This is a genomic window from Nocardia sp. NPDC003979, assembly GCF_053605015.1.
This window is the reverse complement of sequence record NZ_JBSGIJ010000003.1, coordinates 474,327-496,631: the sequence shown is the minus strand read 5'-3', so window position 1 is coordinate 496,631 and position 22,305 is coordinate 474,327. Positions and strand designations below refer to the sequence as shown.

General features: G+C 67.7%; 23 protein-coding genes. 13 read left to right on the top strand and 10 right to left on the bottom strand.

Annotated elements, in window-relative coordinates; all coding sequences use genetic code 11:
- Positions 1-4: 4 nt before the first annotated feature.
- Positions 5-619: a TetR/AcrR family transcriptional regulator gene (locus ACWEVR_RS09160; protein WP_452466458.1), complete on the top strand. Its 615-nt coding sequence runs from the start codon at positions 5-7 to the stop codon at positions 617-619.
- A 237-nt stretch (positions 620-856) separates the two neighbouring features.
- Here ACWEVR_RS09160 and ACWEVR_RS09155 read toward each other — a convergent pair whose 3' ends face one another.
- Positions 857-1,492 carry a class I SAM-dependent methyltransferase gene (locus ACWEVR_RS09155; protein WP_452466457.1) on the bottom strand — a complete coding sequence of 212 codons (636 nt, stop codon included), beginning with the start codon at positions 1,490-1,492 and terminating at the stop codon, positions 857-859.
- Between the two features lie 141 nt (positions 1,493-1,633).
- On the opposite strand from ACWEVR_RS09155, the gene ACWEVR_RS09150 reads away from it, so the two are divergent.
- Positions 1,634-2,359, top strand: a complete 726-nt coding sequence (locus tag ACWEVR_RS09150) for a TetR/AcrR family transcriptional regulator (protein ID WP_084457387.1) — start codon at positions 1,634-1,636, stop codon at positions 2,357-2,359.
- Positions 2,360-2,470: 111 nt separating this feature from the next.
- Here the strand turns inward: ACWEVR_RS09150 and thiD are convergent, their stop codons facing one another.
- Entirely contained in the window at positions 2,471-3,319 is an 849-nt protein-coding gene (thiD, locus tag ACWEVR_RS09145) for a bifunctional hydroxymethylpyrimidine kinase/phosphomethylpyrimidine kinase (RefSeq protein ID WP_452466456.1), read from the bottom strand.
- A 77-nt stretch (positions 3,320-3,396) separates the two neighbouring features.
- Here thiD and ACWEVR_RS09140 point away from each other — a divergent pair, with 77 nt between their 5' ends.
- The gene (locus tag ACWEVR_RS09140; protein ID WP_452466455.1) at positions 3,397-4,545 is read left to right on the top strand and encodes a GTP-binding protein; all 1,149 of its coding nucleotides are present in this window, start codon (positions 3,397-3,399) and stop codon (positions 4,543-4,545) included.
- 100 nt (positions 4,546-4,645) lie between these two features.
- Here the strand turns inward: ACWEVR_RS09140 and ACWEVR_RS09135 are convergent, their stop codons facing one another.
- On the bottom strand, positions 4,646-5,779 hold the full coding sequence (locus ACWEVR_RS09135) for an epoxide hydrolase family protein (RefSeq protein ID WP_452466454.1): 1,134 nt from the start codon (positions 5,777-5,779) through the stop codon (positions 4,646-4,648).
- 89 nt (positions 5,780-5,868) lie between these two features.
- Between ACWEVR_RS09135 and ACWEVR_RS09130 the strand changes: the two genes are divergently transcribed.
- The 10 genes from ACWEVR_RS09130 (at position 5,869) to ACWEVR_RS09085 (ending at position 13,493) form a co-directional block, all read left to right on the top strand.
- Entirely contained in the window at positions 5,869-6,516 is a 648-nt protein-coding gene (locus tag ACWEVR_RS09130) for a TetR/AcrR family transcriptional regulator (protein WP_452466453.1), read from the top strand.
- Between the two features lie 57 nt (positions 6,517-6,573).
- Positions 6,574-6,984 (top strand): VOC family protein, encoded by a 411-nt coding sequence (locus ACWEVR_RS09125; protein WP_452466452.1) that lies wholly within the window; start codon positions 6,574-6,576, stop codon positions 6,982-6,984.
- A gap of 57 nt (positions 6,985-7,041) precedes the next feature.
- Positions 7,042-7,839 (top strand): ABC transporter permease, encoded by a 798-nt coding sequence (locus ACWEVR_RS09120; RefSeq protein ID WP_452466451.1) that lies wholly within the window; start codon positions 7,042-7,044, stop codon positions 7,837-7,839.
- Between the two features lie 187 nt (positions 7,840-8,026).
- Positions 8,027-8,761, top strand: coding sequence for an ABC transporter ATP-binding protein (locus tag ACWEVR_RS09115; protein WP_452466450.1), 735 nt, complete (start codon positions 8,027-8,029; stop codon positions 8,759-8,761).
- 68 nt (positions 8,762-8,829) lie between these two features.
- Entirely contained in the window at positions 8,830-9,825 is a 996-nt protein-coding gene (locus ACWEVR_RS09110) for an ABC transporter substrate-binding protein (protein ID WP_452466449.1), read from the top strand.
- Positions 9,826-9,981: 156 nt separating this feature from the next.
- Positions 9,982-11,499 carry an MFS transporter gene (locus tag ACWEVR_RS09105; protein WP_452466448.1) on the top strand — a complete coding sequence of 506 codons (1,518 nt, stop codon included), beginning with the start codon at positions 9,982-9,984 and terminating at the stop codon, positions 11,497-11,499.
- Between the two features lie 71 nt (positions 11,500-11,570).
- Complete coding sequence (locus ACWEVR_RS09100) at positions 11,571-12,002, top strand: SRPBCC domain-containing protein (RefSeq protein ID WP_452466447.1); 432 nt, start codon at positions 11,571-11,573, stop codon at positions 12,000-12,002.
- A complete protein-coding gene (locus ACWEVR_RS09095; RefSeq protein ID WP_067484519.1) occupies positions 11,992-12,321 on the top strand; it encodes an ArsR/SmtB family transcription factor in 330 nt (109 codons plus the stop codon). The genes ACWEVR_RS09100 and ACWEVR_RS09095 overlap by 11 nt, the downstream gene beginning before the upstream one ends.
- A 19-nt stretch (positions 12,322-12,340) precedes the next feature.
- The gene (locus ACWEVR_RS09090; protein ID WP_452466446.1) at positions 12,341-12,847 is read left to right on the top strand and encodes an SRPBCC family protein; all 507 of its coding nucleotides are present in this window, start codon (positions 12,341-12,343) and stop codon (positions 12,845-12,847) included.
- A gap of 28 nt (positions 12,848-12,875) precedes the next feature.
- Positions 12,876-13,493, top strand: coding sequence for a maleylpyruvate isomerase family mycothiol-dependent enzyme (locus tag ACWEVR_RS09085; protein WP_452466445.1), 618 nt, complete (start codon positions 12,876-12,878; stop codon positions 13,491-13,493).
- A 120-nt stretch (positions 13,494-13,613) separates the two neighbouring features.
- Here ACWEVR_RS09085 and ACWEVR_RS09080 read toward each other — a convergent pair whose 3' ends face one another.
- The 7 genes from ACWEVR_RS09080 to ACWEVR_RS09050 form a co-directional block, all read right to left on the bottom strand.
- Positions 13,614-14,408: a thioesterase family protein gene (locus ACWEVR_RS09080; RefSeq protein WP_452466444.1), complete on the bottom strand. Its 795-nt coding sequence runs from the start codon at positions 14,406-14,408 to the stop codon at positions 13,614-13,616.
- A 96-nt stretch (positions 14,409-14,504) separates the two neighbouring features.
- Entirely contained in the window at positions 14,505-14,705 is a 201-nt protein-coding gene (locus ACWEVR_RS09075) for a hypothetical protein (protein ID WP_452466443.1), read from the bottom strand.
- Positions 14,706-14,783: 78 nt separating this feature from the next.
- On the bottom strand, positions 14,784-16,436 hold the full coding sequence (thiC, locus tag ACWEVR_RS09070; RefSeq protein ID WP_452466442.1) for a phosphomethylpyrimidine synthase ThiC: 1,653 nt from the start codon (positions 16,434-16,436) through the stop codon (positions 14,784-14,786).
- Positions 16,437-16,613: 177 nt separating this feature from the next.
- Complete coding sequence (locus ACWEVR_RS09065) at positions 16,614-18,869, bottom strand: MMPL family transporter (protein WP_452466441.1); 2,256 nt, start codon at positions 18,867-18,869, stop codon at positions 16,614-16,616.
- Between the two features lie 182 nt (positions 18,870-19,051).
- Positions 19,052-20,182 carry a fumarylacetoacetase gene (gene fahA, locus ACWEVR_RS09060; RefSeq protein WP_452466534.1) on the bottom strand — a complete coding sequence of 377 codons (1,131 nt, stop codon included), beginning with the start codon at positions 20,180-20,182 and terminating at the stop codon, positions 19,052-19,054.
- 56 nt (positions 20,183-20,238) lie between these two features.
- On the bottom strand, positions 20,239-21,432 hold the full coding sequence (locus ACWEVR_RS09055) for a homogentisate 1,2-dioxygenase domain-containing protein (protein WP_452466440.1): 1,194 nt from the start codon (positions 21,430-21,432) through the stop codon (positions 20,239-20,241).
- A gap of 57 nt (positions 21,433-21,489) precedes the next feature.
- Positions 21,490-22,305 (bottom strand): exodeoxyribonuclease III, encoded by an 816-nt coding sequence (locus ACWEVR_RS09050; RefSeq protein ID WP_452466439.1) that lies wholly within the window; start codon positions 22,303-22,305, stop codon positions 21,490-21,492.

The following is a 22,305-nucleotide window of genomic DNA, read 5'->3' as shown; positions in this document are numbered from 1 at the left end:
GCCCATGGCGACACCCCACGAACCCAAGCAGGACCGCAGCCGGGTCACCCGGCAGCGGCTGCTCGAGGCGACCATCGACTGCCTGGCCGAGATGGGCTGGGCCGCCGCGACGGTGTCGGTGGTCGCCGAGCGGGCGGGAGTGTCACGGGGCGCCGCGCAGCACCACTTCCCGACCAGGGAAGACCTGATCACGGCCGCACTCGAGTACATGTTCGAGTTCCGGATGGACCAGGCCAAGGCCGAGGCCGAGACGGTGCGCGCGGTCGCGCAGGGGATCGGCCGCACGCGCGCCGTGGTCTCGGCGCTCATCGAGTCCTACACGACACCGTTCTTCAAGGCCGCGCTACAGGTGTGGACGCACGCGGCCGCCGACCCGGCCCTGCGCGAACGCATCGTCCCGCTCGAGGCCCGCTTCGGTCGCATCTCGCACCGCCGCGCCGTGGAAGCGCTCGGCGTCGACGATTCCGATCCCGTGGCGCACCATCTGGTGCAGGCGACTCTCGACCTGGCTCGCGGTCTCGGCCTCGCCGACGTCCTCACCGACGACTCGGCCCGCCGCAAACTCATCGTCGACCAGTGGGCCGCCACTCTGCACAACGCCCTCAACCTCGCCCACTGAACCCCCTGTGGGCCGTCGCCTCGGTGGTCGACCGCTGCTGGGCGGCACCCACGCGGCACCCTCGACTCCGTTAGCAGGGCTACTCCGCTAGCTGGGCAAGGCCGCGCAGCTAGGCGAGGTATAGCGCAGCTAGGCGAGGTAGCGCAGCTAGGCGAGGTAGCGCAGCTAGGCGAGGTAGCGCAGCTAGGCGAGGCAGCGCATCCAGGCGAGGCAGCACAGCCATGCGAGGCGGCGAAGCTAGGCGAGACGGCGCACGCGGACAACGCTGTCGGACCGCTCGCCCGCGACACCGTCGGGGCTGGTCGACGGCGTGGTGACGAAATCGGCCGTTTCCACCTGCCACCGGCCGGGAGCGAGGTCGAGCTGCTCGATCACCTCGTCGATGGTGGGGAAGTGGACGGCGTGCGGCGGATTGTCGGCGGCCCAGGTCGGCCAGCCCGCGTGCCCGCCGACGATCAGCGAACCACCGGGTGCCACGGCCTCGGCCGCTCGGCGCAGGATGCGGGCGCGTTCGTCGGGGCGTTCCACGGGAGAATGCAGGAACTGCGCGGAGACCAGATCGAAGGTGCCCTCGGGGAAGGTCTCCATCAGGTCGTGGCGCTGCCATTCGATGCTCACGCCGGCATCGGTCGCGTGCTGGGCACCGCGCTGCATGGCGGTGGCCGACACGTCGACCGCCGTGACCCGCCAGCCGCGGGTGGCCAGCCAGATCGCGTCGCCGCCTTCACCGCAGCCCAGGTCGAGCGCGGTGCCGGGGGTGAGATCGGTGGCTTCGCGGACGAGGGTGGCGTTGGCGTTGCCGGTCCAGATCTGGTCGCGCTCCCGGTAGAAGTCTTCCCAGAACTGTTCGGCGGTCGGGGTGGTCTCGGTCATCGAAGCTCCTGATGGTGTGGGTCTGATCGGATGTTTTCGATGGTGCACACCTATACCGTTTACCGGCAAACTTCCTTGCCGGTACGGCAAAAAATCAGGGGTGGCAGCGTGTCGCGCCGCGTGGCCAGCGATACTGCCAGTGTGACGCGCGTGCATCGGAAGGCCGACGAGGTCCCAGCCCGGCGTGTGGACGCGCGCACTGAACGCTGGCGGGCCCATCGCGTCCAGGTGCGGATCGAATTCGTCGAAGCGGCCTTCCGGGCCCTCGACGCGCACGGCCCGGACGTGAGCATGGGCGACATCGCCAAGGAGGCGGGCGCCGCCAAGCCCAAGCTGTACCGGCACTTCGAGGACAAGACCGATCTCTACAACGCGATCGTCGACCGGGTGCGCGAAATGCTCTGGGAACGGCTGCTCGGCGGGATCGACCTCACCCACGACTCGGCAGCCGAACTGGTGCGTCGCGCGGCCGCCGAGTACGTGGCGGTGGTGTCGGAGCACCCGAATGTCTTCCGGTTCATCCTGCACAGTCATTTCAGCCAGCAGGCCCGCGAAACCGAACGGGCCCTGGCCGCCGCCCGCCAATCGGCCAGGCGCGCCGCCGAATTCATCGCCGGGTTGCTGCCGGACGAATCGGTCGACGTGGCGGGCATCGAATTGGTGAGCTATTCGATTTTCGGGGCGGTCGCCTCGGCGACGGACTGGTGGCTCGGCGCCAACCAGCGCGAGGTGTCGGCGATGCCCGTGGAGCGGTTCATCGACTATCTGGCCGAGAGCATCTCGGCGCTGGCCCAAGCTCACGCCCGGTTCAACGGCGTCCGGATCGATCCGGCCGAACCGCTGCGCGACGCATTCGTGACTGACTGAACTTCGCGCCCGGCACGAACCTCGTTGTTCTCGCCGACTACGTCGTTGGAGCCGGTGGGGGTGCGATGACCTCAGTATGGACCCGCCCACCGACAAGTTTCGATTGCCACGCTAGCGATCTGTGCGGAGTCTCCATAACGGCGACACAGGCCCGTGACCAGCACCGAGGTCGTAAGACGCGGCCAGGCAGCGGTAGGTCCATTCCTTGGCGAAGGCCACCGCATCGGGCACTGAGTACCCGTGGGCGAGCGCGCTCGCGATGGCCGCGGCCAAGGTGTCGCCGCCGCCGTGATCGTTGCCGGTGCCGATGCGTGGAGCGCTGAATTCCTGGAAGGTGTCGCCGTCGAAGAGCAGGTCCGTGCTGGTCTCCGACGTGCGCAGGTGCCCGCCCTTGACGATGGCCCACTGCGCGCCGAGGCCGTGCAGCGCTTCGGCGGCCTTGCGGGCGGTCGGGTCGTCGACCACCTCGATGCCGGTGATGAGGCGCACCTCGTCGAGATTCGGCGTGACGACGGTGGCGAGCGGGATGAGTGTGGTGCGTACGGCGTCGAGCGCAGAGGCGTGCAGCAGCGGGTCGCCGTGCATCGATGCCGCGACCGGGTCGACGACCAGCGGCACCGTTCCCTGGCGTCCGATCCCGACCTCCCGGCAGACCGCCGCCACCGATTCGATGATGGCGGTGGACGCGAGCATCCCCGTCTTGGCCGCGCCGATCCCGATATCGCGCACGACCACCCGCACCTGATCGGCCACGATCTGCGGCGGGATCTCGTGAAAACCGCTGACGCCCACCGTGTTCTGCACCGTCACCGCGGCGACGGCGACACAGGCGTGCACCCCGCACATGGCCATGGTCCGCGAATCGGCCTGGATACCGGCGCCGCCACCGGAGTCGGTGCCCGCGATGGTGAGCGCGCGAACAGGAGTTTGGCCATCGGGGGCGAGCGGCAACATCTTCACGCCCCAACCCTACGACCGCCTGTCCGATTTCCTGGACCCAACCGGTTCCAGCAATTGAAAACCATTATCATTAACTCGTGTCCACTACCGATTCGCCCGCCCGCCTGCCCGTCACCGTCCTGTCCGGCTTTCTCGGCGCGGGCAAGACCACCCTGCTCAACCACATCCTCGCCAACCGCGAAGGCCGCCGGGTCGCGGTGATCGTCAACGACATGAGCGAGGTGAACATCGACGCCGCGCTCGTCGCGGGTCAGGGTCACCTCGATCGCACCGAGGAGAAACTCGTCGAGCTCACCAATGGCTGCATCTGCTGCACGCTGCGCGAGGACCTGATCGAAGCCGTCGCCCGGCTCGCCCGCGAGGGCCGCTTCGACCAGTTGGTGATCGAGTCGACCGGCATCTCCGAGCCGATGCCGGTGGCCGCCACCTTCGACTGGGAATTCGAGGACGGATTCCGCCTCGGCGATGTGGCCCGACTCGACACCATGGTCACCGTCGTCGACGCCTCGACCTTCCTCGCCGAACTGGTGCGCGGCCAAGCCCTGGCCGAGCGTGAACTCGAAGCGGGTGAGGGCGATTCGCGGACCATCGCCGACCTGCTCGTGGATCAGGTGGAGTTCGCCGATGTACTGCTGGTGAACAAGACCGACCTCGTCAGCGCGAATGCCGCCGCGACGGTCGAGGCCACCGTGCGCAGGCTCAATCCGCGCGCCCACATCCTGCGCACCGAGAAGGGTGTCGTCGACCTGGACGAGGTGCTGTCCACGGGCCGCTACAACCCGGTGGTCGCCGCCGAAACAGACGGCTGGGCAGAGGAATTGGCAGGCGGGCACACGCCCGAGACCGAGGAATACGGCATCAGCAGTCTCACCTTCACCGCCGACCGCCCCTTCCATCCGCAACGCCTGGCCGACGCGCTGACCACCCTGCGCGGCATGCTCCGCAGCAAAGGTTTCTGCTGGATCGCCAGCCGCCCCGAGCTGGCCGCGATCTGGTCGCAGGCCGGACCCAATCTCACCTTCGAACCGGGCGCGTGGTGGTCGGCGCTCGAGGTGCCCGCCGGACAGGAGATCGTGTTCATCGGCGTGCGGCTCGACGCGGCGGCGGTGCGGCGCGAACTGGCCGCCGCCCTGCTCACCGACGCGGAGTTCGCCGCAGGCGCGGCCGTGTGGGCGACCTACGACGACCCGTTCCCCGCCTGGGGCGACCTGCACGAACACCACTGATCGTGGACTTCGTTACGCACACGTCGGTGCGCTGGTGCATGATTCGAATGGGCTTCGGCCCACGCACCGATGAGGGGAGCGTGGGCCGAGGCACCGGGACTCAGGACAGGCCGGCGAAGAACTGCCGGATATCGCCCACCAGCACCTCCGGTGCCTCGTGCGCGGCGTAGTGCCCGGCGGCGTCGTTGGGCCCGCCCGCGCCGCTGCGCACATCGTAGGAATTCCAGCTGACGATGTTGCTGTGGTCGCGTTCGGCGAAGCGCCGGATGGACTGGAAATCCCCGGCGAACATGGCCAACCCCGTCGGCACGGTGGTCGGCGTGCTCGGGTGCTCGGCGGCGTGCGCGTCCTCGTAGTAGAACCGCAGCGACGAACCGGAGGTGCCGGTGAGCCAGTACAGCGCGATATTGGCGATCACGAACTGGGGGTCGAGCGCCTCCCCGAACAGCTGCGCGTTCCAGCCGAGCAGGCCGATCGGTGAATCGGCCAGCGCGTAGGCCAGGGTCTGCGGCTGCTGGCTGTGCAGGGTGTTGAACGCCATCTTGTTCTCGTGGAACCACTGCAGGTGTCCCAGCGCGGCCATGTCCGCCTCGGACAAGCCCTCGAACTCGGCCGGGTCGCCGGACGGGAAGGAGTACAGCTGGGTGACGTGCACGCCGATCACCTGCTCCGGCGCGATCCGCCCGATCTCGGGCGAGACCAGCGAACCGCCGTCGTTGCCGATCGCGCCGAAGCGCTCGTAACCGAGGCGCGCCATCAGTTCGGCCCAGGCGGCGGCGGTGCGGTAGCGATTCCAGCCGGTGCCGCGGGTCGGCCCGGAGAAGCCGAATCCGGGCAGCGACGGGATGACCAGGTGGAACGCCGGGTCATCGGCCGATTCGGGCTCGGTGAGCGGGGCGATCACGTCGATGTATTCCAGGATCGAACCCGGCCAGCCGTGGGTGAGGATCACCGGCGTGGCGTCGGCACGCGAGGAACGGATGTGCAGGAAGTGGATGTCCTCGCCTTCGATCTCGGTGGTGAACTGCGGGTAGGCATTGAGCTCGGATTCCAGTGCGCGCCAGTCGAACTCCTCGAGCCAGTACTTCGCGAGGGCGCGGACCCGATCGCCGGGCACGCCGTACGCGTCGCCCACGCCGGGCAGCTCGTTCGGGTAGAGCGCGTTGCGCAGCCGGGCGGCGAGGTCGTCGAGCCGGGCCTGGGGGACATCGATGCGGAAGGGCGTGACGGTCATGTCGGATCCTCTTCTTGAAACGGAATGCTTCGTTCTGTTCCAACCGTAACAGAACGGATCATTCCGTTTCAAGTGGTAGGCTGATATTCATGCCGAAGCAGAACGAAACCCCAGCTCAGCCCCGCTTGCCCGGTCGTAAAGCTCAGGCCGCGCGCAATGACGGACTGATCCTCGAGGCCGCACGGGCGGTGTTCCTCGACGATCCGACCGCGCCGATCGCCGCGGTCGCCGAACGCGCGGGCGTCGGCATCAGCGCCCTCTATCGCCGCTATCCGAGCAAGGAGGTGCTGCTACGCACGCTGTGTCACGGGGGGTTACGGCGCTACAACGCGGAAGCCGATGCCGCACTGGAGGATTCCGACGGTTGGCGCGGATTCGTCGGTTTCCTCGAGCGGGTGGTCGACGCCGACGTGCACTCGCTCACCGTGCGGCTGGCCGGCACCTTCACCCCCGACGACGCGATGCTGCCCGACGTGCTGCATTCCGGCGAGGTCACCGAGGAACTGGTCCGCCGCGCCCACGCCACCGGTCGGCTGCGCGCCGATGTGAGCGCACTGGACATCGGCCTGATCCTCGAGGCATGTGCCGCGATCACCATGCCCGGCCAGGTGCGAACCGCCGAACTGCGCCGCCGTGTCCTCGCCCTGCTGATCGACGGCCTGCGTGCCGAGGGTGAGCTGCCCGGTCCACCACCCGCGCCGGGGGAATTCGCTTGGCGTTGGGAGCGGAAAGCCTGAGCTGGTGGCACACTGAGCGGCGTTGCGAGTCGGCAGACCAACCGTGGAAGGTGCGTCGTGAACTGGACTCTGGAAGTAGTGGTCGTTCCCGTGTCGGATATCGACCGGGCCAAGGATTTCTACGCGAACAAGCTCGGATTCAATGTCGACCACGACACGGTGATCTCCGACGAGGTGCGCATCGTCCAGCTCACCCCGCCCGGCTCCGGCTGCTCGATCGTGGTCGGCAAGGGCGCGGTTCCACAGATGCCGCCGGGTTCGTTGAAGGGCTTGCAGCTGGTGGTCCCTGACATCGAGCAGGCGCGCGCCGAACTGGTGGCCCGCGGTGTCGAGGTCACCGACGTGCAGGTGCTCGGCGTGAATCCGTCGCCCACACCGCACCCACTCGACAATGTCGGCTTCGTGTTCTTCAGCGATCCCGACGGCAACGGGTGGGGTGTGCAGCAGATTTCCAGCCGCGCGGGGTAATCCTCGAGCTGATCGCAACCCTGTCGTGGCGCGGCGGGCGCGGGGCACCATGCATCCATGTTGTCTGCATCGCGCACCGCACCCGTGGACCGGCCGCTGTATCGCCGACCCGGCCTGCTGCGCGCGGTCTCGCCGCTGGCACTGCTGTTGCTGTGGCAGATCGGCAGCACCAGCGGCTGGATTCCGGCCAGGAAACTGCCCGCCCCCTCGGCGGTTTTCGAGGCGGGCCTCGAGATCTATCGATCCGGCCAGCTCGGTGACGCGCTGCTGGTGTCGGGTCAGCGCGCGCTCTACGGTTTCGCGCTCGGCGCGGTGCTCGCGCTGGCGTTCGGTGTGCTGGCCGGGCTCAGCAAGATCGGTGAGTACGCACTCGACCCGCCGCTGCAGATGATCCGCACCATCCCGCTGTTCGGCCTGATCCCGCTGTTCATCATCTGGTTCGGTATCGGCGAGGAACCGAAGGTCTATCTGATCGCGCTCGGTGTGTTCTTCCCGCTCTACCTCAACACCTATTCCGGTATCCGCCAGCTCGACCCGAAGCTGCTCGAGCTCGGGACCGCCCTTCGTCTCGGCCTCGGTGAGCGATTGCGGCTGCTTGTGCTGCCGGGTGCGCTGCCGCAGATCCTGGTCGGTGCGCGTCAAAGTCTCGGCATCGCTTGGCTTTCGCTCATCGTCGCCGAGCAGATCAATGCGAGCGCGGGGCTCGGCTTCGTCGTCAACAATGCCCGTGAATTTCTGCGCACCGACATCGTGGTGTTCGGGTTGGTGGTCTACAGCTTGCTCGGTCTGCTTACGGATTCGCTGGTGCGGTTGGCCGAGCGGCGCGCGCTGCGATGGCGACCGGCGGTGCGTTGATGTGTGAGCCTCTCCCGCCGCGCGGTCAGCGACGCGCGTCACTGCCGGGCACAGCTGCCGCGAAGCGCCTCTCGCGCCGATTCCGCCGAGCCGAGCGGACCGCATGCCGCGGCATCGTGCGGCACAGCTGCCGCGAGACAACCGCGCCGACCGCTCCTCTTCTCCGTTCGATTGCGAGGCCCACCCGATGACCGCCACCACCATCACCCCGCGCACAACTGCGGCCGCACGAATAACCGGGCTCGGCAAGCGATTCGGTGAACGCACCGTCCTCGACGGAATCGACCTCGAGATCGGCGCAAGCGAGATCGTCGCGCTCGTCGGGCGCAGCGGTTCGGGCAAATCGACCCTGCTGCGAATTCTCGGCGGGCTCGATTCGACCAGTGCCGGTGAGGTATTCGTCGACGGAAGGCCGACGATCGTCTTCCAGGAACCCCGCCTGATCCCGTGGCAGCCGGTGGTGCGCAACGTCGCCCTCGGTCGACCCACACCGCGGAACCGCCGGGCCGACGAACTAGCGGCGCGCGACGCGCTCGCCGAGGTCGGCCTGGCCGCCCGTGCTGATGCCTGGCCGCTGACGCTGTCCGGCGGTGAAGCCCAACGTGCCGCGCTGGCACGGGCTTTGGTCGCCGAACCGACACTGCTACTGCTCGACGAACCGTTCGGCGCCCTCGACGCACTCACCCGGTTGACCATGCACAACCTGCTGCTCGGCCTGCACGCCGAGCGCGCCTTCGGCGTGCTGCTGGTGACCCACGACGTGCTGGAGGCGATCACCCTCGCCGACAGGGTGCTCGTCCTCGACGACGGCCGGATCGCCGCCGATGTCCCCATCGACCTCCCGCGCCCGCGCACCGCCGCGGCACCGGAGGTCGCCGAATACGCCGCCCGGCTGCTCGCGCTGCTAGGCGTGACGCACTGATCCGGCCGCTCCGCGCCGAGTTCGGCTCGCTGTGCCGGCCTTTTCCTGAAAGCACGAAAGGTGTTCCCGTGAAACTCATTCCGACTCGTGGCCTGATAGGTGCGGCCCTCGCTGTCGTCACCGCGCTCTCGCTGAGCGCTTGCGGCGACAACGCGGCCACCGAAGCCGCGCCGACGGGGCCGGTCGACCTGAGCACGGTGACGCTGAAAGTCGGTGACCAGAAGGCGATCTCGATCGAGGTGCTGCTGAAGGCGTCGGGTCAGCTGGAAAACCTGCCCTACAAGATCGAGTTCTCCACCTTCACCGCAGGCCTGCCACTGGTCGAGGCGGCCAGCGCGGGCGGCATCGATATCGCCCAGACCGGCAACACCCCCGTCATCTTCGGTGCGGCCGCCGATGCCGATATCAAGATCGTCGGCGCGCTCTCGGCCACCGGCAAGGGCGATGCGATCCTGGTCGGCAAGGATTCGCCGATCGCTTCGGTCGCAGCGCTGAAGGGCAAGAAGGTCGCCGTCTACAAAGGCAGTTCGGCCAACGCCAACCTGCTGCTGCAACTGAAGAAGGCGGGCTTGTCGCTGAGCGATGTCGAACCGGTCTACCTTTCGCCCGGTGACGGCTACACGGCCCTCACCAGGGGCGATGTCGACGCCTGGGCCACCTGGGACCCCTACACCGCCATCGCCGAGAAGGAGATCGGCGCCAAGTCCATCGCCACCGCCGACCAGGCCGCCAACGGCTACAACTTCTGGGCCGCGGGCAACAAGACCCTCGCCGACCCGGGCAAGTCGGCCGCGCTCGCCGACTTCTTCCAGCGCTACGCGGCCGCGACCAAGTGGTCCTCGGACAACCTCGACACCTGGTCGGCGAAGTACGCCGAACTCACCCAGATCAGCGTCGACGCTTCCCGCACCACCTGGACCCGCTCGATCAAGCAACCGATCCAGCTCACCGACCAGGTGATCGCTTCCGAACAGGAGATCGCCGACGCCTTCACCGACGCCAAGGCCATTCCAGGAAAGGTCGACTTCGGCTCCTACGTCGACACCAGGTTCGACAAGTCCTGAGACGGCCCCCTGACGGCGCCTGCGATCCTCCGGGTCGCAGGCGCCGTTTTCACATTCACCTGGTGTGGCGCTTCCCCGGGGAACCGGTACCGAGCGGTTACGTTGACCTGGGCGGTCGAGCGCCACGGAAACCGATCACGACCAGGATGGTGACAGGTGGACGAGCAGACGAAGACCTATGGGTCGGTGCGCTGGGTGATGCTCGGGGTGCTGTGCGCCAGCCTGTTGCTGGTGGCGATGGATGCCACGATTCTGAATGTGGCGTTGCCGTCGTTGATCGACGATCTGCACGTCGGGCCGCTCGAGCAGTTGTGGATCATCGATATCTACGGTCTCGTGCTCGGCGGGTTGCTCATCACCACCGGGGCACTGGGGGACCGGTGGGGGCGGAAGCTGTTGTTTCTCAGCGGGTTTCTGCTGTTCGGTGTCGCTTCGGTGATCGCGGCCACCGCGGGCAGTGCGGCGCAACTGATCGTCGGGCGGGTGCTGCTCGGTATCGGTGGCGCGATGGTGATGCCGTCGACGTTGTCGCTGATCCGCAACATCTTCACCGACGTGCGAGAGCGCAATACGGCCATCGGGATCTGGGCGGCCGTCGCCGGGGTGGGTGCGACGGTCGGTCCGATCGTCGGCGGTTTCCTGGTCGAGCATTTCGGCTGGTCGTCGGCGTTCTGGCTGAACGTGCCGGTGGTGCTGGTGACGGTGGTCGTCGGGTTGTGGGTGCTGCCGGAGTACCGGACCCCGCAGGCGGGTCGGCTCGATTGGTTCTCGGCGGTGCTGTCCGTCGCGGGCATCGTCTGCCTGGCGTGGGGCATCAAGCATCTGGCCAAAGGCGAGGCGACACTGGCGGATTGGGCGATGCTGCTGATCGGCGTCGGCGCGCTGGCCTGGTTCGCCCGTCGCCAGCTGCTGTCGGCCGATCCGCTGCTTGACGTGCGCCTGTTCCACAACGGCGCGTTCACCGCGGCGGCCGTCGCGACCCTGCTCGCCATGATGGCCATCGGCGCCGCCATGTTCCTGATCTCGCTGTGGTTGCAGTACGTGCACGGCTACAGCCCCTCGCAGGCGGGTATCCGGATGTTGCCCGCCGCCCTCACCCTGCTCACGGCGTCGCTGCTCACGCCGATGCTGATGGAGAAATTCGGGGTGCGCGTGGTGCTCGGTGTCGGCCTGGGTGCGGTCGCGCTCGGCTTCCTGCTGCTCGCGGTGAGCCCGGAACCGACGTCGTATCCGGTGGTGGCGCTGGTGCTCGTCTCCTTCGGGCTCGGTGACGGGATGGCCGTCACCGCGGCCGCCGCCGTGCTCGTCGGTGCCGTTCCCGCCGACCGGGCGGGTCAGGCGGGTGCGGTCGAGGAGACCAACTACGAGGTCGGTGTCGGTTTCGGGGTGGCGCTGCTCGGCAGCTTGCACGCCAGGCTCTTCACCGAGCACATGACCCATCTGCCCGTGCCGCCCGACCGCGTGGAGCAGGCGAGCGGTTCGGTGGGCGGTGCCGCCGAAGTCGCCTCGGACCTGCCGGAACCCGCGCGCACCGAGCTGCTCGGCGCCGCCACCCACGCCTTCGATTCCGCCCTCACCACCACGTCGTATCTGTCGGCCGCCGTCGTCGCCGTGGTGACGGTCGGTGCCGTCTGGCTGGTGCCGAAGGGCTTTCGCGTGAGCGGTGGACACTGACCCTTGACGCAACCAATTGGTTGCCATACTGTGAGTAGCAACCAATCGGTTGCGACACAGGAGGAAGCGCCATGGGATTTCCCGATCAGATCGTGCGAACCGTAGAACTCGCCCATCCGCCCGCCAAGGTCTGGGCGGCGATCACCACCGCCGAGGGGCTCGCGAGCTGGTTCGGCAATACCGCCGAGATCGACCTGCGCCCGGGCGGCGACATGCGGATGACCTGGAACGAAGGCTTCGCCGCCGACATGCGCGTGGAGCGGGTCGAGGAGCCGACCGTCTTCGGCTACACCTGGCCCATCAACGGGCTGCCCGACGACGACCCGCGCCGCACCTACGTCGAATTCCGGCTCGAACCGGCCGGTGCGGGCACCCGGCTCACCGTGGTCGAATCCGGCTTCGCGCAGCTGCCGGAGGCCGCGCACAAGGAGGCCTTCGAGGGCAATGTCGGTGGCTGGAAGAGCGAGCTGGGTGAGCTCGTCGAGTACCTCGATGCGGCCTGAGACCGAGGCAACCGCCGAACGGGTCTTCGTCGCGCTGGCCGATCCGAGCCGCCGCGCGGTCCTCGCCGCGCTGGCCGCCGACGGTCCGGCCACCGCGACCGACCTCGCCGATCGCCTGCCCATCACCCGGCAGGCGATCGCCAAACACCTTGCCCTGCTCGCGGACGCGGGCTTGGTGATCGCGGAACCCGGTGAACGGCGTCGCGTGCGCTACCGCCTCGATTCCGCCCCCATGCGGGTGGCCCAGCAGTTCCTGGCCGCCCTGTCCCGTGACTGGGACGGTCCACTCGACGCGCTCCGCCGCCACCTCGACGGCTGAGCCGAGCATAGGAAAAGCCATGAGCGACTTCACCGCGACGATCACCGTGCACAAGACCCCGGCGGAAGCCTTCGCCGCCATCAACGACGTGTGGTCGTGGTGGTCGGAGACCGTCGAGGGCACCTCGGGAACGGTCGGCGACAGCTACCGTTTCGAGGTCCCCGGCATCCACCGCTGCACCATGACCACCACCGAGTCGATCCCCGGCAAGCGCCTGGTCTGGCACGTCACCGACTCCCACCTCGCCTTCATCTCCGACACCGCCGAATGGGAGAACACCGACGTCGTCTTCGACATCACCGAAACCCCCACCGGCACCGAAATCCGTTTCACCCACGTGGGTTTGGCGCCGGAGGTCGAATGCTACGAGGTGTGCGCGAATGCCTGGGGCGCGTACATCACCACCAGCCTCCACGGCCTGCTCACGACCGGAAAGGGTGACCCGTTCCGTCGCACGAGCACCGGCGAATCGGAACTGATCAAGCACGGGAACGCCGAACTGGTGAACCTCGACGCCCTGCGCTGATCACCGTGTGGCCGGTACGTTCGATGCTGTGCACGAGCATCCGGCCGAAACCTTTGTGAGCGCGGCGGCGAGCTTCGCCGCCCTTGTCAGGAAGATCCCCGCCGACAGCTGGGCGGGGCCGGGATTGGGTGAGTGGGATCTGCGATCGCTGGTCGGTCACACCTCCCGCTCGCTCACCACCGTCACCGCCTATCTCGAGCAGCCCGCCGAGGTCGAGGACGTGGCGAGCCCGCAGGAGTACTACGCCATGGCGAAAGCTTATGCGGCGCGGGCGGGTAGCGAGGCGATCGTGCGGCGCGGACGCGACGCGGCCACCGAACTCGGTGACGACCCCGCCGCGGCGATCGACGCCCTGGCCGCCGCCGCGACCGCCGCTGTCACCGACGCCGAAGATCGGTTGATCACCGTCATCGGTGGGCTCGGCATGCGGCTCTACACCTACCTGCCCACCCGGACCTTCGAGCTGGCCGTGCACAGTCTCGACATCGCCGCCGCGACCGGCCTGCCCTGCGAACTACCCGAGGATGTGCTCACCGAGGCCATCGTGCTGGCGGCGCGCACCGCGGTCCACCTCGGCGACGGGGTACCGGTGCTGTCGGCATTGACCGGCAGAACGACCCTGCCCCAGGGCTTTTCCGTGGTCTGACGAAGCCCTTGCGGCACGTTCGCAGCGAGCGGCGTGATGTGGGCGCGCCGCGGCGTGCGGGGTGGGTCGGGACCGGATGTCAACGCGTGGGCCAAGCGGTTGCGCGCTGCCGAAAGTTTCCTATCCGCGTGGTGCGATCAACAGGGTCTGGGTGCTGCGGCCGATCGGGCCCGTCTCGTCGAACAGCGCCGATTCCGCGAGGCCGATGCCGTGCGGTTGCGGGTGGGTCACCGCATCCAGGCACACCCACTCGCCGACCGGCTGACGATGCAGGGTGACGGTGAGATCGGTGTTGATGAACAGGTACTTGGACCAGTCGAGCACCGCGCTCACCCCATTGCCGGAATCGGCGGCGGCCAGTGCCCGCTCCAAGGGGCTCGGCGTGGTGCCCGCGACGATCGGATACTTCAACTTGATCCAGCACACTGCGGGCCCGGGCGCAGTGAAAGACCCTGTGCTGAATCGATATTCGATCCCCGTGTGGAACCCGACCTTTTGATTCGACGGAAAGGTCCCTGGCTCGGCTTCGGTCGGCAACGGCCTGCGCCCACTCGGCAGAAACTCCGGCGGCAGGTCCAACGGCGGCTCCGACACCTTCAACCGCCAGGCCACCGCCCGCATCACCGGCCCCCGCTCCGCCGACAACGTCGCCTCGATCAACTCCACACTGCGCCCCGACCGCACCACCTCGGCCCGCACCGTCAACGGCGCCAACGGCACCGGTCCGAGAATCTCCACCGCCACCCGCCCCACCTGAAACCCGTCACGCGGCTCGCACCGCTCGATGACATGGCCCAACAGCGCCGACGGCGGCCCCGCATGCTGCGCATCCGGCGACCAAGGACCCCTGGTCAGCTCGGTCGAGTCGAAGCGATTCGGGTCCGCCGCATCGGGAACATAGAAGGCATCGGTCACCTGTCCGACCGTACCCGCCCGGCCCCCGACGGCCGACCCCACGATTCGTCTTCGGATTCGAGGGACGACGCGGAGCGGGCTTCGGGTAGGGCCTACCTATGCGGAGCCGCTGGTCACCAGGGTGAGCAGGTCGAGGAGAGGGCGGATGGGGCAGGGGTTGATGTCGGTGGAGGTGCAGCCGATATCGGTCGATCCGGCGACCGGTGTGGCGGCATGGGCTGAGCCGAGCGGTGCGGCGAGGGAAAGGGTGGCGGCTGCGGCGGCACCGGCGATGACGCGTTTGGTTCGGGTGGACATGACAGCACCCTACGGATCGCGGGGAATAGCAACAGCCCCCGAAATCCTGGGGTGGATTCCGGGGGCTGATCGCTGCGGTCAGGAGACGACCGGCAGGTACACCTGGTTGCCGTGGTCGGCGAACTCGGCCGACTTCTCGGCCATGCCCGCTTCGATGGCGGCGACGTCGGTGAGGCCTTGTTTTTCGGCGTATTCGCGGACGTCGGCGGAGATGCGCATGGAGCAGAACTTCGGGCCGCACATGGAGCAGAAGTGGGCGGTCTTGGCGGGTTCGGCGGGCAGGGTTTCGTCGTGGTATTCGCGGGCGGTGTCCGGGTCGAGCGAGAGCGCGAACTGGTCGTGCCAGCGGAATTCGAAACGGGCCTTGGACAATTCGTTGTCGCGGTCCTGGGCGTGGGGGTGGCCCTTGGCGAGGTCGGCGGCGTGGGCGGCGATCTTGTAGGTGATCACGCCGACCTTCACGTCGTCGCGGTTGGGCAGACCCAGGTGCTCCTTGGGGGTGACGTAGCAGAGCATGGCGGTGCCCGCCTGGGCGATGATCGCGGCGCCGATGGCCGAGGTGATGTGGTCGTAGGCGGGCGCGATATCGGTGGCGAGCGGGCCGAGGGTGTAGAACGGAGCCTCTTCGCAGAGTTCTTCTTCGAGGCGGACGTTCTCCACGATCTTGTGCATAGGCACGTGGCCGGGGCCCTCGATCATCACCTGCACGCCATAGGATTTCGCGATCTTGGTGAGTTCGCCGAGGGTGCGCAGTTCGGCGAACTGGGCCTCGTCGTTGGCGTCGGCGATGGAGCCGGGGCGCAGGCCGTCACCGAGGGAGAAGGTGACGTCGTACTTCGCGAGGATCTCGCACAGCTCCCGGAAGTGCGTGTACAGGAACGATTCCTGGTGATGGGCCAGACACCACGCGGCCATGATGGATCCGCCGCGCGAGACGATGCCGGTGACGCGCTTGGCCGTGAGCGGGATGTAGCGCAGCAGCACGCCCGCGTGCACGGTCATGTAGTCCACACCCTGCTCGCACTGCTCGATCACGGTGTCGCGGTACAGCTCCCAGGTGAGCTTGGTCGGGTCGCCGTTCACCTTCTCCAGCGCCTGGTAGATCGGCACCGTGCCGATCGGGACCGGCGAATTGCGCAGGATCCACTCGCGGGTCTCGTGGATGTTCTTGCCGGTCGACAGGTCCATGATGGTGTCGGCGCCCCACCGCGAGGCCCACACCATCTTCTCCACCTCCTCGGCGATCGACGACGACACCGCCGAGTTGCCGATATTGGCGTTGATCTTCACCAGGAACTTCTTGCCGATGATGGTCGGCTCGAGTTCGGGGTGGTTGTGGTTGGCCGGGATCACCGCGCGCCCGGCGGCGACCTCCTCACGCACGAGTTCGGCCGAGACACCCTCGCGGGCGGCGATGAAGCGCATCTCGTCGGTGACGATGCCCTGGCGAGCCCAGTGCAGCTGGGTGCGCGGGCCCTCGACCGCCGGCTTGGTCCATTCGTCGCGCAGCTTCGGCAGACCGGCCTCGAGGTCGATCACCGCGTTGTCGTCGGTGTAGGGGCCCGAGGTGTCGTAGACGTCGAAGTGATCGCCGTTGGTGAGGTTGATCCGGCGCACGGGAATGCGCAGGCCGTCGACCTCTTTGTAGTGCTTGACGCTGCCCTGGATGGGTCCGGTGGTGACGGTGTCGACTCCGGCGGTGTTGCCGTTCGACGACGTGGCTGTGCCCATGAACAGTCCTCCCTACGCCGGCATTACCCGGTCAGGTTCATACGGTCGACGGCCCTGATCGCCCGGAAAAAGGGCTAGCCGTCCTCTCAGCCCGCTGGTGCGAGCCCCCGTGTTGATGTGGAATTCTCCGCCGCCGACGATACCCGCCGGGCGGGGCGACCCGCCCGGCGATCGGGGTTATGCGGAGGTCTTCTCGAGTGTCGGATGTGCGGCCGGGAGGTCGTCGTCGGCCTCGTGTAGACCGAACCTGTTGTGCAGCTTGGCCAGTGGCTTGGGCGCCCACCAGTTCCAGGTGCCCATCATCCGCATCAGGGCCGGGGCGAGCAGGCCGCGGATGACCGTCGCGTCGCTGATGACGGCGAGCGCGCAGCCGAGCCCGAACAGCTTCATCATCGACACACCGGAGGTGGCGACGCCGAGGAACACGATGCTCATCAGCAGCGCGGCGGCGGTGAAGATGCGCCCGGTGCGGGCCACACCCATCGCGACCGCCTCGGTATTGCCCTCGGTGGTCTTGGGCCCGGCCAGCCACTCCTCGCGGATGCGGGAGAGCAGGAACACCTCGTAGTCCATGGACGCGCCGAAGGCCAGGCTGAACATGAGGATCGGCATGGCCAGGTTCAGGGTGCCGGTGGCCTGGAAACCGAGCAGCCCGGACAGGTGCCCGTCCTGGAAGATCCACACCATCGCGCCGAAGGTGGCCGCCAGCGACAGGATATTGAGCGCGAGCGCCTTCACCGGGAGCACGACGCTGCCGGTGAACAGGAACAACAGCACCAGCGTCGTGATCGCGATCAGCGCACCGGCCAGCGGCAGTTTGCCGGTGATGGCCTCGACGGAATCCTGGTTCAGCGCGGCGGGACCGGTGACGAGCGCGTCGGTGGGCGCGGGCACCGCACGCAGCGTGTCGAGCTGGTCGCGGCCCGCGTCGGAGTAGGGGTCGAGCCGGGTGGCGACCGACAGGTACGCACCCGCCGACGGATCCGACATCTCCGGCACACCCGCCGCCACCCGCAGGCCGTTGCGGTACACGGCCGCGCTGCTCAGCACCGCCGGTACGTCGGGCACCTTGGACAGCTCGCGTGCGTACGCGTCCAGCTCGGCCGGGCCGCCCCGGAATTCGCGCAGCACGACGGTCGCGCTCGACGCCATGTCGGCATCGAATTCGGTGCGCAGTACGTCGCCGACTTCACGGCTGGCGACTTCGGTGGGCAGCGAGCGGTCGTCGGGGTAGCCGAACTGCACGCCCAGGAACGGCGATCCGAGCAGCAACAGGAACGCGGTGGTGGCCAGCGCGATCGGCAGCGGCCGTTTCATCACCGCGGTGACCAGGCGGTACCAGAAGGTCTGGCGCGGCTGCTTCTCCTGGCGCGGCGCCAGCCGGAACAGTTTGCGCAGCGGGGTGCGCAGATCGCCGGCGTCGATGCGGTGCCCGACAAGCATGAGCAGCGCGGGCAGCACGATGACGGCGGCGGCCGTGGCCGCGGCGACCACCGCGATACCGGCATAGGCGAAGGATTTGAAGAAGTACTGCGGGAACACCAGCAGCGCCGACAGCGACAGCGCGACAACCAGTGCCGAGTACACCACGGTCCGCCCGGCTGTCCGGATCGACCGGATCACCGCCTCGGTGGGGGTGGATCCGCCGGTGAGTTCCTCGCGGTAGCGGCTCACGATGAACAGGCTGTAGTCGATGGCCAGCGCCAGACCGAGGGCGGTGGTCATGTTCAGCGCGAAGATCGACACATCGGTGACGGCGGTGAGCACCCGCAGAATGCCGAGCGCGGCCGCGATCGCGAACAGGCCGATGACCACCGGCAACGCGGCCGCGACGAGACTGCCGAACACCAGCGCCAGCAACAGGCCCGTGATGGGGATGGCGATGGCCTCGGCCAGGATCAGGTCCTTGCTGATCTGGGTGTTGATATCGGAGAACGTGGCGGCCAGACCGCCCGCCTCGATGGTCACCGGCCCCTCGTTGTCAGCCAGTGCCTCGGTGATCTTGCCCGCCCGGTCCGGCAGTTCGGCGTCGTCGCCCTCGATACTGGCGAGGATGAGCGCGCGGTTGCCGTCCTTGCTGCGCAGCGCCTGCTTCAGGTCGGGACGCGAGGTCCAGTACGACTGCACCCCGCTGACCTCGGGATAGGTGCGCAGCGCGGCCACGGCGGCATCTGCGGCGGCGCGGGCGTCGGGGGAGTCGACCGACACCGGGTCGGTGACGAGCAGGACATAATTCGGTTCGCTACCGGGGAAGTGCTCGCTCAGATACTGACTGGCCCGCACCGAATCGAGATCCTCGGTGACGAATCCGCCCGATTTCATGTTCGAGTGCACGGTGGCGCCGATCGCGCCGCACAGGATCATCAGCAGCAGCGCGACCGCGACAATCAGTCGCGGTCTGCCGACAGCGATACGGGCGATTCTCGTCAACATCCTCGGCACCCTTTAGTTCGAAGTATCGAGTCGTCACCGTATCGTGGCAAGAATTCCGACCGATACCACCTCAGGGTGGAAGGATGACCGTTATGATCTCCGCCCCTGGGTGGAGGCTACGGGTTCGTACCCGCGCTGTCGGAAAACTAGCGGCCGAGCGTCCGGTGGCGGCAGACCTCACTTCAGGGGGCGCTGAGCGCCGACAGAATCCGTCCGCTGACCTCGCCGAGACCGATACGCCTGCCCACGGTGCCCGGTGCCGTCGCGGTGATCGTCACGTCGTCGCCGTCGGTGAGGAACGTGCGGGTTTCCTCGCCCACCGCGATGGGTTCTGTTCCACCCCAGGACAACTCGATGAACGAGCCGCGCTGGGTCGGTTCCGGGCCGGAGATGGTGCCCGAGGCGTAGAGGTCGCCGGGGCGGACGGAGGCGCCGTTGGCGGTGAGGTGGGCCAGCATCTGCGCCGGTGACCAGTACATCCGCGCGTAAGGCGGTCGGCTGACGACCTGCCCGTTCCACGACACCGCCAGGTCGATATCGAGGCCGTGGTCGGCGGTGCCACGCAGGTACGGCAGCGGTTCCGGTTCCTGAGTCGGTAGCGGCACCCGCGCCTGTTCCAACGCGGCCAACGGGGTGACCCATGCCGACAGCGAAGTCGCGAAGGACTTTCCGAGGAACGGTCCGAGCGGCTGATACTCCCAGGCTTGGATATCGCGCGCGGACCAGTCGTTCACCAGGGCGACCCCGAAGACGTGCTCGGCGAAATCGTCGACACCCACCGGAACGCCGAGCGTCGACCCGGTGCCGACCACGAACCCCAATTCCGCTTCGATATCGAGCCGCTGTGACGGCCCGAATTCCGGTGCATTCGAATCGGTCCGGCGCTGCCCCTGTGGACGGATCACCGGGGTTCCGGAAACTACGACGGTGCCCGCCCGCCCGTGATATCCCACCGGCAGATGACGCCAATTCGGCAGCAATGGTGCACTGTCGGGCCGGAACAGCCTGCCCAGATTCGTCGCGTGGTCGATGCTCGCGTAGAAGTCGACGTAATCGCCGATCGTCACCGGCAATGCCATCCGCACCGAACGCACAGGATGCACCACCTCGACCGGCAAAGCGGTGTCGGCCAATTCGCGCAACCGCGCACGAACAGCATTCCACCGAGCGGGCCCGGCGGCGAGAAAGGCATTGAGATCGGGGCGGGCGAAGACCGGATCACCGAGCAGTGCGGCGAGATCCAGGACCATATCGCCGAGACGCACACCGACCCGGAAGGATTCACCCGGCGGGGCGAATACCCCGTAGGGCATGTTCTCCGGCCCGAACAGCGAGTCCGGCGCCACCTCGACGCGAAGCGACCGTCCGCTCACCGCGGCCCACGCCCCGACCAGGTCCACGCGTATCCGGGATCCTCACAGGCCAGCGCACCTTCACCGAGCTGCAACGGCCGGAAGGTATCCACCATCACCGCAAGCTCGTCGAAGAATTCCGCACCGATACTGCGCTCGTAGGCGCCGGGTTGCGGACCGTGCGCGTAACCGCCGGGATGCACCGACACCGAACCCTGTGCGATCCCGGAACCCTTGCGCGCCTCGTAGTTTCCGCCGCAATAGAACATGATTTCGTCGGAGTCCACATTCGAGTGGTAATAGGGCACCGGAATCGAGAGCGGGTGGTAATCCACCTTGCGTGGCACGAAATTGCAGATCACGAAATTGGCGCCCTCGAAGGCCTGATGCACCGGCGGTGGCTGATGCACCCGGCCGGTGATCGGCTCGAAATCGGCGATGTCGAAGGTGAACGGATACAGGCACCCGTCCCAGCCGACCACATCGAAAGGGTGAGTGGCATAGGTCAATCTGGTGCCGATCACCTCCGCTCCGGCGCGATGTTTGACCAGCACCTCCACATCGGTGCCCTCGGCGAGCAACGGTGTTGTCGGCCCGTGCAGATCCCGCTCGCAATACGGTGAGTTCTCCAGCAACTGACCGAATTTCGACAGGTACCGCTTGGGCGGGGTGATGTGGCTCGACGCCTCGATCACATACGCGCGCAAGGGTGCTCCACCCGTCGGCAGCCAGCGGTGTGTCGTCGCTCGCGGCATGAGCAGCTGGTCGCCCTGGTGCACCGGCACCGCGCCGAACACGCTCTCCACCACCGCCGCACCGGATTCCACGTACACCAACTCGTCGCCGATGGCATTGCGGTACAGCGGCGATGCCGCCTCGGCGACCACATACGAGATCCGCACATCGGCGTTCGCCAGCAGCAGCCGCCTGCCCGTCACCGGATCGGTCGCGGCGGGTGTGTCGCCGGGGAACAGGTCGGGCAACCGCAGATGACGGTGGCGCAGTGGATGATTCGGTGTGAGCGACTGATCGCCCAGCTCCCACACCGTCGAGTCGACGATGGCGGGTGGCAGGCCCCGGTGATAGAGCAGCGAGGAGTCGCCGGAGAACCCCTCCTCGCCCATGAGCTCCTCGTAGTAGAGGTTGCCCCGCTCATCGCGATGCTGCGTGTGCCGCTTGGGCGGCACCGCCCCAACACACCGGTAGAACATGCACAACCTCCCGCGGGTCGGATATTCCTGACCCCACGGTACCGCTGTGGACAAGTCTCAGTCGGTGAACTCGGCGATCACTGGAGCATGGTCGCTGGCGCCCTTGCCCTTGCGTTCCTCGCGGTCGACGAAGGCGTCCTTGGTGCGGTCGGCGAGGGCGGGGGAGGCCAGCACGAAGTCGATGCGCATGCCCTCCTTGCGGGGGAAACGCAGCTGGGTGTAGTCCCAGTAGGTGTAGACGCCGGGGCCGGGCGCGAAGGGGCGCATCACATCACGGAAGCCGGTGTCGAGCATGGCCTGGAAGGCGGCGCGCTCGGGGGCGGAGGTGTGGGTCTTGCCCTCGAAGAGCTTCGGATTCCACACGTCGTCGTCGGTGGGCGCGATATTCCAGTCACCGACCAGGGCGATCTGGGCCGAGGGGTCCTCGGTGAGCCAGCGGGCGGCATCGGCGCGCAGCGTCGAGAGCCATTCGAGTTTGTAGGCGTAGTGCGGGTCGCCGAGCGAGCGGCCATTGGGGACGTAGAGGCTCCACACCCGCACCCCACCACAGGTCGCGCCGATCGCCCGCGACTCGACCACCGGCGAGTCGAGCAGCGAGTCACCCGCGTTCTTGTCGAAACCGGGCTGATCGGGGAACGCCACCTCCACGTCGTCGAGCCCGACCCGCGACACGATGGCCACACCGTTCCACTGATTGAGCCCGATATGGGCCACCTCGTACCCGGCAGCCTCGAACTGCTCGAACGGGAACTGATCGTCGCGGCACTTGGTTTCCTGCAGCGCGAGCACGTCGATGTCGTGGCGCTCGAGCAAGGCCGTCGCCCGGTCGACGCGGGAGCGGATCGAGTTCACATTCCAGGTGGCCAGACGCAC

Excerpts from the sequence above, each read along its gene's own strand:
- ACWEVR_RS09120 (WP_452466451.1), top strand. The coding sequence starts at position 7,042 with ATGTTGTCTGCATCGCGCACCGCACCCGTGGACCGGCCGCTGTATCGC.
- ACWEVR_RS09090 (WP_452466446.1), top strand. The coding sequence starts at position 12,341 with ATGAGCGACTTCACCGCGACGATCACCGTGCACAAGACCCCGGCGGAA.
- ACWEVR_RS09160 (WP_452466458.1), top strand. The coding sequence starts at position 5 with ATGGCGACACCCCACGAACCCAAGCAGGACCGCAGCCGGGTCACCCGG.
- ACWEVR_RS09130 (WP_452466453.1), top strand. The coding sequence starts at position 5,869 with ATGCCGAAGCAGAACGAAACCCCAGCTCAGCCCCGCTTGCCCGGTCGT.
- thiC (WP_452466442.1), bottom strand. The coding sequence starts at position 16,436 with ATGGGCACAGCCACGTCGTCGAACGGCAACACCGCCGGAGTCGACACC.
- fahA (WP_452466534.1), bottom strand. The coding sequence starts at position 20,182 with ATGCCCTACGGGGTATTCGCCCCGCCGGGTGAATCCTTCCGGGTCGGT.
- ACWEVR_RS09075 (WP_452466443.1), bottom strand. The coding sequence starts at position 14,705 with ATGTCCACCCGAACCAAACGCGTCATCGCCGGTGCCGCCGCAGCCGCC.
- ACWEVR_RS09100 (WP_452466447.1), top strand. The coding sequence starts at position 11,571 with ATGGGATTTCCCGATCAGATCGTGCGAACCGTAGAACTCGCCCATCCG.
- ACWEVR_RS09155 (WP_452466457.1), bottom strand. The coding sequence starts at position 1,492 with ATGACCGAGACCACCCCGACCGCCGAACAGTTCTGGGAAGACTTCTAC.
- ACWEVR_RS09065 (WP_452466441.1), bottom strand. The coding sequence starts at position 18,869 with ATGTTGACGAGAATCGCCCGTATCGCTGTCGGCAGACCGCGACTGATT.
- ACWEVR_RS09135 (WP_452466454.1), bottom strand. The coding sequence starts at position 5,779 with ATGACCGTCACGCCCTTCCGCATCGATGTCCCCCAGGCCCGGCTCGAC.
- ACWEVR_RS09055 (WP_452466440.1), bottom strand. The coding sequence starts at position 21,432 with ATGTTCTACCGGTGTGTTGGGGCGGTGCCGCCCAAGCGGCACACGCAG.
- ACWEVR_RS09095 (WP_067484519.1), top strand. The coding sequence starts at position 11,992 with ATGCGGCCTGAGACCGAGGCAACCGCCGAACGGGTCTTCGTCGCGCTG.
- ACWEVR_RS09115 (WP_452466450.1), top strand. The coding sequence starts at position 8,027 with ATGACCGCCACCACCATCACCCCGCGCACAACTGCGGCCGCACGAATA.